The sequence below is a fragment of the Stenotrophomonas sp. Ste86 genome (genome assembly GCF_024519465.1).
Lineage (GTDB): Bacteria > Pseudomonadota > Gammaproteobacteria > Xanthomonadales > Xanthomonadaceae > Stenotrophomonas.
The window spans coordinates 59914-70327 of sequence record NZ_JALJRW010000019.1; the positions used below are offsets into that span (position 1 = coordinate 59914).

The 10414-nt window shown below is 68.5% G+C and carries 9 protein-coding genes; 7 read left to right on the forward strand and 2 right to left on the reverse strand.

From position 1 onward, the window contains the following. The first annotated feature begins 10 nt into the window (after window positions 1-10). The 3 genes from NR101_RS15270 (at window position 11) to NR101_RS15280 (ending at window position 3204) form a co-directional block, all read left to right on the forward strand. Complete coding sequence (locus NR101_RS15270) at window positions 11-1378, forward strand: leucyl aminopeptidase family protein (RefSeq protein ID WP_256777038.1); 1368 nt, start codon at window positions 11-13, stop codon at window positions 1376-1378. Between the two features lie 156 nt (window positions 1379-1534). Continuing rightward, window positions 1535-2647 (forward strand): catalase family peroxidase, encoded by a 1113-nt coding sequence (locus tag NR101_RS15275; protein ID WP_256777039.1) that lies wholly within the window; start codon window positions 1535-1537, stop codon window positions 2645-2647. Continuing rightward, the gene (locus tag NR101_RS15280) at window positions 2644-3204 is read left to right on the forward strand and encodes a cytochrome b (RefSeq protein WP_256777040.1); all 561 of its coding nucleotides are present in this window, start codon (window positions 2644-2646) and stop codon (window positions 3202-3204) included. The genes NR101_RS15275 and NR101_RS15280 overlap by 4 nt, the downstream gene beginning before the upstream one ends. 66 nt (window positions 3205-3270) lie before the next feature. On the opposite strand, the gene NR101_RS15285 is transcribed toward NR101_RS15280, so the two are convergent. Together NR101_RS15285 and NR101_RS15290 are read right to left on the reverse strand one after the other, a co-directional pair. Next, window positions 3271-3873, reverse strand: coding sequence for a response regulator transcription factor (locus tag NR101_RS15285; protein ID WP_256777041.1), 603 nt, complete (start codon window positions 3871-3873; stop codon window positions 3271-3273). Continuing rightward, window positions 3870-5096 (reverse strand): sensor histidine kinase, encoded by a 1227-nt coding sequence (locus NR101_RS15290; RefSeq protein WP_256777042.1) that lies wholly within the window; start codon window positions 5094-5096, stop codon window positions 3870-3872. The genes NR101_RS15285 and NR101_RS15290 overlap by 4 nt, the downstream gene beginning before the upstream one ends. Window positions 5097-5489: 393 nt before the next feature. On the opposite strand from NR101_RS15290, the gene NR101_RS15295 reads away from it, so the two are divergent. From NR101_RS15295 to NR101_RS15310, 4 genes are all read left to right on the forward strand, one after another. After that, the gene (locus tag NR101_RS15295) at window positions 5490-6731 is read left to right on the forward strand and encodes an efflux RND transporter periplasmic adaptor subunit (RefSeq protein ID WP_256777043.1); all 1242 of its coding nucleotides are present in this window, start codon (window positions 5490-5492) and stop codon (window positions 6729-6731) included. A 186-nt stretch (window positions 6732-6917) separates the two neighbouring features. Then, on the forward strand, window positions 6918-7607 hold the full coding sequence (locus tag NR101_RS15300; RefSeq protein ID WP_256777044.1) for an ABC transporter ATP-binding protein: 690 nt from the start codon (window positions 6918-6920) through the stop codon (window positions 7605-7607). Between the two features lie 14 nt (window positions 7608-7621). Then, window positions 7622-8782 carry an FtsX-like permease family protein gene (locus tag NR101_RS15305; protein ID WP_256777045.1) on the forward strand — a complete coding sequence of 387 codons (1161 nt, stop codon included), beginning with the start codon at window positions 7622-7624 and terminating at the stop codon, window positions 8780-8782. A gap of 10 nt (window positions 8783-8792) precedes the next feature. After that, window positions 8793-10103, forward strand: coding sequence for an ABC transporter permease (locus NR101_RS15310; RefSeq protein ID WP_256777046.1), 1311 nt, complete (start codon window positions 8793-8795; stop codon window positions 10101-10103). The last annotated feature ends 311 nt before the right edge of the window (window positions 10104-10414 follow it).

Below are 10414 nucleotides of genomic sequence, written 5' to 3' on the forward strand. Positions count from 1 at the left end.
CCCACCCCGCATGACCCAGATCAACGGTTTCACCGCCGATACCTCCAAGGCGCTGCCGCTGCACGTGATGAACCGCGAGCAGTTCGGCGCGTGGCGCGCGCAGCAAAGCGCGGCGCAGCTGGCCTGGATCGACGCACAGCACTTCAACGGCAGCGGCGGCAGCGTGGTGCTGCTGCCTGGTGAGCATGGCCTGGCCGGTGCGATCGTCGGTGTGGGCGATGCCGGTGATGCCTATGCCTACGCGCATGCGCCGTTCGCACTGCCCGAAGGCAGCGTGTGGCAGCTGGCCGATGCACTGCCGGCAGAGATCGAAACCCTGCTGCACATCGGCTGGGGCCTGGGCAGTTACCGCTTCGCGCGGTACCGCAAGCCCAATCGTGCACCGGCCCAACTGGCGGCCACGCCGTCGGCCGAAGTGCGCGATGTGGTGACTGCCAGCCTGCGCGTGCGCGACTGGGTCAACACGCCCACCGAAGACATGGGCCCGCAGCAGCTGGAAGACGCCGCGCGCGAGCTGGCCAGCGCGCATGGCGCGCAGATCGAGGTGATCACCGGCGATGCGCTGTTGGAGCAGAATTTCCCGTCCATCCACGCAGTGGGCCGCGCCTCGCATCGCGCGCCGCGCCTGATCGTGCTGCGCTGGGGCAAGGCAGGCCAGCCGCACGTGGCGCTGGTCGGCAAGGGCGTGTGCTTCGACACCGGCGGGCTGGACATCAAGCCGGGCGATGGCATGCGCAACATGAAGAAGGACATGGGCGGCGCCGCGCACGCACTCGGGCTGGCCGGGCTGATCATGGCCCAGCAGCTGCCGGTGCAGCTGACCCTGCTGATCCCGGCGGTGGAAAACGCGATCGGCCCCGATGCGTTCCGCCCCGGCGAGGTGATCGCCACCCGCAAGGGCCTGAGCATCGAGATCGACAACACCGACGCCGAAGGGCGGGTGATCCTCGCCGATGCGCTGACCTACGCCAGCGAACAGCAACCGGAGATCGTGCTCGACTTCGCCACCCTCACCGGTGCGGCACGGATCGCGCTTGGCCCGGACCTGCCGGCGTTGTTCAGCAACGATGACACGCTGGCCCAGCAGTGGCTGCAGGCCGGTGAAGCGGTGCGCGATCCGGTCTGGCGCATGCCGCTGTGGCGCCCCTACCTGCGCTACCTGCACAGCAACATCGCCGACCTGGCCAACGCCGGCTCGCGCATGGCCGGTTCGGTCACCGCCGCGCTGTACCTGGAGCGTTTCATCGCCGAAGGCCAGCGCTGGGCGCACCTGGACGTGTACGCCTGGAACGATGGCGAGCGCCCGGGCCGCCCGGCCGGTGGCGAGGCGCTGGCGTTGCGCTCGGCATGGACCATGCTCAAGACGCGTTACGCCTGAGTCGGCCGGGCCCTGCCGTGACACCCACAGATCCCCGCTTCGGCGGGGATCTGCATTTGGAAGAGTTGTCGAAAATGTGAATATCGGTGTCGCCCACGTTCTGACACCATGGCCCGGTCGCCCACCCACACGCTTTGTGAAGGCAGGAATCCAGACATGTCACTCTTCGGCTCTTCCCGTGCCGGCCGCGAGCCGGGCGCACCGCGACCACCGTCGCCGCTGCTGTGGATCGCGCTGATCGCCTTGATCGCCGGCCTGCTGGTGCTGGCCTTTGCCTGGCTGGCCGGCTGGATCGGCCGCGACCGCATCACCGCGCAGACCTTCACCGACAGCATCGAGGCCACCGGCCCGCCGCAACCGGGCTTCCGCCGCGCGCATACCAAGGGCGTGTGCGTGAGCGGCACGTTCCAGGGCACGCCGGAAGGCGTGGCGCTGAGTTCGGCGCGCGTGTTCGGGCAACCGCAGGTGCCGGTGCTGGGCCGGCTTTCCATTGGCGGCGGCGACCCGCACGGTGCCGACGCCAATGCGCGCGTGCGCAGCATGGCGTTGCAGCTGGTCAGCGATGATGGCCAGGAATGGCGGACGGCGATGAACAGCTTCCCGTTCTTCGCCGTGCCCACCAGCGAGGCCTTCCTCGAACAGACCCGCGCCGGCATCCCCGATCCGGCCACCGGCAAGCCGGACCCGGCCAAGATGGCCGCCGTGCTGGCCAAGTACCCGTCCGCGCGTGCGTTCGGGCAGTGGGCCAAGACCGCGCCGTGGTCCAGCAGTTGGGCCGACACCACCTACAACGGGGTCAACGCCTTCCGCTTCACCGCCGCCGATGGCAGCCATCGCTTCGTGCGCTGGAGCATGCGGCCGCAGGCGCCCTTCGTGGAAATGACACCGGCGCAACGCGCGAAAGCCGGGCTGGATTACCTGGCCGACGAGTTCGCCCAGCGGCTGGCCCAGGGCCCGGTGCGCTGGGACATGTGGGTCAGCATCGCCGAGGCGGGCGACCCGATCGACGATCCGTCACAGGTGTGGCCGGCGCAGCGCCGCCAGGTGAAAGTGGGCACGCTCAGCCTGGTGTCGATGCAGCCCCAGGCCATCGGCGCCTGCCGCGACCTGAACTACGATCCGTTGATCCTGCCCAGCGGAATCGCCGGTTCCGACGATCCGATCCTGGCCGCGCGGTCGGCGGTGTACTCACAGTCGTTCAACCGCCGCGAGCGCGAAATCGCCAGCGGCAAGGGTGCGGCGGCCACCGGCAAGGAGAGTGCGCGATGAACCGCGATTCGGGCCATTTCAACCTTACCGCGCGCGTGCTGCACTGGCTGATGGCGGCGATGATCCTGACCATGCTGTTTGTCGGCGTGGGCATGGTGGCGGCGCTGCACTGGCGGCCGATGCTGATCGACCTGCACCGCCCGCTCGGCATCGCGATCCTGCTGCTGGTGATCGTGCGCCTGTACAACCGCCTGCGCCATCGGCCGCCGCCGTTGCCCGCCGATCTGCCGGCCTGGCAGGCGTTCGCCGCGCATGCCTCGCACTGGGTGCTGTACGGCCTGATGCTGGCGATGCCCCTGATCGGCTGGTCGATGCTCTCCGCCGGCGGCTATCCGATCGTGATGTGGCCGGGCTTCAACCTGCCGGCGATTGTGCCGCACGACCCGTCGTTGTACGTGGCGCTGCGCAACGCGCACAGCCTGTTCGCCTACGCGCTGTTCGCCACGGTGGTGGCGCATCTGTCCGCGGCGCTGTTCCATCTGTGGGTGCGCCGCGACGGGGTGTTCCAGGCAATGGCGAAGGGCCCGGAGAAAATCCGCGACGACCGCCCCCGGTAGTGCCGGCCGCTGGCCGGCTTCTCGGGATGTCGATCAGGAGGGTGCAGCGCCGGCCAACGGCCGGCATTACAGCCAGCCCTTCTGCCTGGCCAACCGATACGCCTCGATACGGTTGGCCACGCCGAGCTTGCCGATGCATTCGGACAGGTAGTTGCGCACGGTGCCATGCGACAGCCCCAGCTGGGTGGCGATCTCGCTGGCCGAGCGACCGTCGCCGGACAGGCGTAGCACCTGGCGTTCACGGTCGTTGAGCGGGTCGGCCTGCGACCAGGCATCCAGCGCCAGCTGCGGATCGATCGCGCGCCCGCCGTGCTGCACCTGGCGCAGCGCATCGGCCAAGCGTTCGGCGGGTGCATCCTTGAGCAGGTAGCCGCACACCCCGGCATCCAGCGCCCGTCGCAGGAAGCCCGAGCGCGCGAAGGTGGTGACGATCACCACCTTGATGGGCAGTTGCTGGCGGGCGATGCGCTGGGCCAGTTCCAGCCCGGACAGCCCGGGCATTTCGATGTCGGTGACCAGGATGTCCGGCTGCAGCTGCTGCAGCATGCGCCACGCGGCTTCGCCGTCGGCCGCGCTGCCCAGCACCTCGATGTCCGGCTCCAACCCCAACAGCGCCGACAGCGCGCCGCGCACCATCGCCTGGTCTTCGGCCAACACGATGCGGATCATGGCGTGGCCCCACCCGGGACCGCGGCGGCCGCGACCGCGGCAACTACCGGCGTGGTCGCCGCCGGCAGCGTCACCCGCACCGTCACGCAGGTGCCCTCGCCCTTCGCCGACTGCATGGCCAGGGTGCCACGCAGCGCGGTAACGCGTTCGCGCATGCCGGTCAGGCCGTTGCCATCGACGTGGACCCCGCCACGCCCGTCGTCGCGTATCTGCATCAACAAGCTGCGTCCATCCTGTTCAAAGGTGATCCACGCCTGCCGCGCCTGGGCGTGGCGGGCAACATTGGTGACGGCCTCGCGCAGCACCAGCGACAGCGCCCGTTCGATAGCCACCGGCATCGGCGGCGGCGGCGCGTAGTGCAGGTGCACGTGCTGGTACTCCAGCAACAACCGCGCCGAGGCCAGCTCGGCGGCCAGATCGCTGGCACGGATGCCGGTGACTGCGCTGCGCACTTCGGCCAGTGCCTGCCGCGCGATGGTTTCGGCTTCGGCCACTTCGCGGCGCGAGCCCGCCGGATCGCGGTCGGCCAGCTTGCGCGAGAGCTCCAGCTTCAGGGTGATCAAGGACAACGTATGCCCCAACAGGTCGTGCAGATCGCGGCCGATGCGCTCGCGTTCGGCGGTAGCCGCCAGGCGCCGCACTTCATCCTGGGACAGCTGCAGCGCCGCATCCTTTTCATGGCTGGCGGTCTCGAAATTGACCACCAGGCTGATGATCACCGCCATGCTCGGGATCCAGATCAGCGCCTGCCACGGATAGTGCGCGAACCAGCCCACCACCACGAACAGCGCGTTCAACGCCAGCAGCTGCAGCAGATAGCGCCCGTAGCCACTGCGGCGCGAGACGCGCAAGGTGACGCAGCCGAAGATGAAATAGCTCACCGCCGAGGGGTACCACGCCAGGGGTACCAGCCCCAGCGCTACCATCGACAGTGCATAGCGCGGCGCGTGGCAGCGCGGTGCGAGCAACACGCCGGCATACAACGCCAGGAACACCGGGTAGGTGAGCAGGGTCAGCGCCGCCCAACGCCAGGTGTAGCCCGTGCCGAACAAGGGGGTGAGGAACACCCAGAGCGTCCACAGCAGGTGGATCGCATCGACCCACGGCGATTTGCCACGCCGCAGGTTTTCGGCCACGGCCGAGTCCGGCGCGGGGCGCAACAGGGAGGCGAGCCGACTGGATGACACGGACGATTCCAACGCAGGGCGAACAGGGGCGATCATGCCACTTCAGCCCATCCGGCGCAGGCGGCACCGTGCTGGCCCGGCGCACCGGCGGTCACCGCCGGCCACCCCGCGATGTGCACCCACGCACTGCCCTGCGCCGGCTGGCCCACCGCCGGTTGCAGCGCGGCCACCGCGCCGTAGGGGACCTCGATGTGGTGCAGGGAGGCGACGGGGGCGGAAATCGGGGCACTCCGGAGCGGGCGGGAAGGGCATAGCCTCGCGCCACGGCAGCAGCGCGGCCAGTGGCCGTCGTCAGCGTAGTCAGGTGACAGCTGTCACTGCCCACGCCGCCGCTGGGCGCGCATGCTGTGCACCACCCGGCCTGGTGCCGGTTTGCCCCGCAACCGCCGTTGCGGTCACACTCGGCCCGATTCCCCGTCCAGACTCACGATGAACGCATCCGCTGAACTGCTCAAGGAACTCCGCATCGACCGCAAGGCGACCACCCCGCCGCCGCCCTCGCCCCGCCGTGGGTGGTGGATCGCGTTGGCGATCATCGTGGTGCTGCTGCTTGGCGGGATCGCCTGGTTCGTGTTTGGCCGGCAACGCGCAATCGAGGTCACCACCGCGCCGGTGGTGGCGATCCAGCAGGGCAGCGCCAGCAGCTCGGTGCTCGATGCCAGCGGCTACGTGGTCGCCCGGCGCATGGCCACGGTCTCGGCCAAGATCACCGGCAAGGTGCGCGAGGTGATGATCGAAGAAGGCATGCGCGTGGAAGAAGGCCAGGTGATGGCCACGCTCGACCCGATCGATGCCAACGCGCAGCGCAGCCTGTCGGCCTCGCAGCTGGAGGCCGCGCGCAGCCAGCTGTCCGGGCTGCAGGCGCAGGTCGCACAGGCCAACGCCGAAGCCGGCCGCCTGCAGACGCTGGTGGGCCAGCAGCTGGTCTCGCGCTCGCAGTACGACCTGGCCACGTCCCAGCGTGACAGCCTGCGGGCGCAGCTGCGCACCGCCGAACGCAACATCAAGGTCGCCAACGATGCACTGGCCATCGCCGACCTGGGCGTGGACAACAACACCGTACGTGCACCGTTCTCCGGCGTGGTTACCGCCAAGGCCGCACAGCCCGGCGAGATCGTGTCGCCGCTGTCGGCCGGTGGCGGCTTCACCCGCACCGGCATCGGCACCATCGTGGACATGGAATCGCTGGAGATCGAAGTGGACGTGGGGGAGTCCTTCATCGGCCGCGTGCAGCCGAAGATGCCGGTGGAGGCCACGCTCAATGCCTACCCGGACTGGAAGATCCCGGCCGAGGTGATCGCCATCGTGCCCACCGCCGACCGTGGCAAGGCCACCGTCAAGGTGCGCGTGGCACTGAAGGTGAAAGATCCGCGCATCGTGCCGGAGATGGGCGTGCGGGTGAGCTTCCTGGACGCCGCGCCGCCGGCACAGGCCACCGCGCCCAAGGGCGTGCGCGTACCGGCGGCGGCGATCGTCGAGCGCGAGCAGAAGACCGTCGCCTTCGTGGTCAAGGACGACCAGCGCGTGGAACTGCGTGAGGTCACCGCCGGCACCGCCCTCAACACCGACCGCCAGGTCAGCCGCGGGCTGAGCGCCGGCGAGGTGGTGGTGGTGGACCCGCCCGCGGAACTGCACGACGGCAGCAAGGTCGTGGAAAAGCAGCAGCAGTAACCGCTGCGCCCCGCCGGGCGCGGCGATGCAATGTGTGTGCGCTACCCGTGCCGTGCCGGCGCGCAGGTGGGCTGCTGCCCGCCACCGCGCGTTCCCCACCCGGCCACGGCCCCAAGATCGCCGCATGCAGGCGCGCGCCGCCGCATGCCGTCCGCTCGATCCGCCTTGTTCCAAGGAGAACCACCCATGTCGACCCTGGTTTCGCTCCGCAACATCACCAAGACCTACCAGCGCGGCCCCGAGAAGGTGCAGGTGCTGCACGGCATCGACCTGGACATCCAGCGCGGCGACTTCGTCGCCCTGATGGGGCCGTCCGGCTCGGGCAAGACCACCCTGCTCAACCTGATCGGCGGGCTGGATACGCCCAGCGGTGGCGAGATCGAGATCGAAGGCGAGCGCATCGACCGCATGTCCGGCGGGCAGCTGTCGACCTGGCGCAGCCACCATGTGGGCTTCGTGTTCCAGTTCTACAACCTGATGCCGATGCTCACCGCGCAGAAGAACGTGGAACTGCCGCTGCTGCTCACCCACCTGGGCGCGGCCCAGCGCAAGCGCAATGCGGAGATCGCGCTGACCCTGGTCGGCCTGGCCGACCGCCGCAGCCACCGTCCCAACGAGTTGTCCGGCGGCCAGCAGCAGCGCGTGGCGATCGCCCGGGCGATCGTCTCCGACCCGACCTTCCTGATCTGCGACGAACCCACCGGCGACCTCGACCGCCAGTCCGCCGAGGAGATCCTGGGCCTGCTGCAGCAGCTCAACCGCGAGCACGGCAAGACCATCATCATGGTCACCCATGATCCCAAGGCGGCCGAGTACGCCACCCACACCGTGCACCTGGACAAGGGCGAACTGGCCACCGCGCCAGCGGCCCACTGACGGAGGTTGCCGCGATGAAGTATTTCTCGCTCATCTGGGCGCAGTTGTTCCGCAGCAAGACGCGGACCCTGCTCACCCTGCTCTCGGTGGTGGCCGCGTTCCTGCTGTTTGGCATGCTCGATTCGGTGCGCGTGGCATTCAATTCCGGCGGCGACACCATCGAAGGCGCCAAGCGGCTGGTGGTGTCCTCCAAGCTGTCGATCACCCAGAGCCTGCCGTTGCGCCTGCTGCGCGACATCGAAGCCACCCCCGGGGTGCGCAAGGTGAACTACGCGATGTGGTTCGGCGGCATCTACCAGGACCCGAAGAACTTCTTCCCGAGCTTCTCGGTGTCGGACAACTACATGGACCTGTACCCGGAGTTCGAGCTGCCGCCGGCGCAGGCCGAGGCATTCAAGAACACCCGTACCGGTGCACTGGTCGGCGAGGCCCTGGCCAAGCGGTTCGGCTGGAAGATCGGCGACACCATCCCGATGCAGGCCACCATCTTCCCGCGCAAGGGCAGCAACGACTGGCCGCTGCAGCTGGTGGGCATCTATCGCGCCAAGGACCGCAAGAGCGCCGCCGGCGAGAACCAGCTGCTGCTGCACTGGAGCTACTTCGATGAGTCCAACGACTACATCAAGAACCAGGTCAGCTTCTACACCGTGCAGCTGGACAACCCGGCGCACGCCTCGCGCGTGGCGCAGGCGATCGATGCGCTGTCACTGAACTCCGACCGCGAGACCAAATCGCAGACCGAAGCGGCGTTCTCGCAGGCCTTCGCCAAGCAGTTTGCCGATATCGGCCTGATCGTCACCGGCATCATGGCGGCGGTGTTTTTCACCCTGGTGCTGCTGACCGGCAACACCATGGCGCAGGCGGTGCGCGAGCGCATTCCAGAGTTGGCCATCCTCAAGACGCTGGGCTTCAAGGACGGCACCGTGCTGGTGCTGGTGATGGTCGAGTCGGTGCTGCTGATCGTGCTGGGCGGGCTGATCGGGATGGGCCTGGCCGCGATCCTGATGCCGGTGATCAGCGCCAACAGCCAGGGCATGATCAGCCTGCCGGGCGTGCCCGCGCAGACCTGGGCGATGGCGCTGGGGCTGATGGCGGTGATCGGCGTGGTGGTGGGGCTGCTGCCGGCATTGCGCGCGCAGCGGTTGAAGATCGTCGATGCATTGGCCGGACGCTGAGGAGCCCATCATGAACAAGCAATGGTTGTGGAACATGCTGACGGTGCTGGTGCTGCTGGTCGCCCTGGCGGTGTGGGTGGTGCTGCCGTGGTGGATGGTGCTGGCCATCGCGGTGCTGCTGGCGGCATGGCTGCTGCTCACCCGCAGCGGCCGGCTGTCGCTGGCGGCCGCGCGCATCGGGATCGCCAGCCTGCCGCAGCGTTGGGGCGCCTCCTCGGTGATCGTGGTGGGCATTGCCGGCGTGGTCGGCGTACTGGTGGCGATGCTGGCGATGGGCGACGGCTTCAAGGCCACCCTCAGCCGCAGCGGCAGCGATGATGTGGCCATCGTGCTGCGGGGCGGCTCGCAGGCCGAAACCAACTCGGTGATCATGCGCGACCAGCTGCCACTCATCCAAAGCCTGCCCGGCGTGGCACGCGGCGAGGACGGCAAGCCGCTGGTGTCGGCCGAGCTGTCGCAGGTGATCAGCCTGCTTTCGCGCAGCGACCACTCCGATACCAACGTGCAGTTCCGCGGCGTCGGTGAGCAGGCATGGGCGGTCCGACGGCAGGTGCATATCGTCGAAGGCCGCCGCTTCAAGCCGGGCCTGCGCGAGATCGTGGTCGGCAAGGGGGCCAAGGCACAGTTCGACGGCCTGGAGGTGGGCAAAACCCTGCAGCTGGGCAAGCAGGACTGGACGGTCGTGGGCGTGTTCGCCTCCAACGACGTGCACGAGTCCGAGCTGTGGGCCGACACCCAGACCCTGTCCACCACCTACAACCGCAGCGCCTACCAGTCGGTCAACGTGCGTACCGACGGCGTGGCCGGGTTCAAGCAGTTCAAGGCAGCGATGGAAGCCGATCCGCGCCTGAAGCTGGACGTGGAAACCACGCGCGACTACTACAGCAAGCAGTCCGGCGGCCTGAGCACGCTGATCAACGTGCTGGGCACGGTGATCGGCGGCATCATGGCGATCGGCGCGGTGTTCGGTGCGCTCAACACCATGTATGCCGCGGTGGCCACGCGTGCGCGCGAGATCGCGACCATGCGTGCGATCGGTTTCCGCGGGCTGCCGGTGATCACTGCGGTGATGCTGGAGACGATGCTGCTGGCCTTGCTGGGCGGCATCCTGGGGGGCCTGCTGGCGTGGTTGGTGTTCAACAACTACACGGTGTCCACGCTGGGCAACAACTTCAGCCAGGTGGTGTTCCAGTTCCGGGTGTCGCCGCAGCTGCTGTGGACCGGGCTGAAGTGGGCCTTGGGGATCGGGCTGGTCGGTGGTCTGTTCCCGGCACTGCGTGCGGCGCGCCTGCCGATCACCACGGCGTTGCGCGAGACCTGAGGCGTGGCGGTGTATCAACAAGACCCTGCGCACGCAGGTGCGCGCACGAAATAGCAGACCACGAACCGCATCCGCAAGGGTGCGGTTTTTTTTCTCTCAATGGTGCGGGGCATCTTGTTCGAATGGCCGTCACCGATGGCGTGCGGCTGTGCGTGTGGTCGAGTGATCCAGGCGCTGTGCTGATCTAGGGGTATCTCCGCCTGGATCTGTCGCGAGCGTGAGGGCCCCGTAGCAGCCGGTAGGCCCCTGGCGCAAATGTCCCCCGGCCGCGTGGCGGCCTCCTCCTTTATTTTGCCCAGGGGCCTACCGGC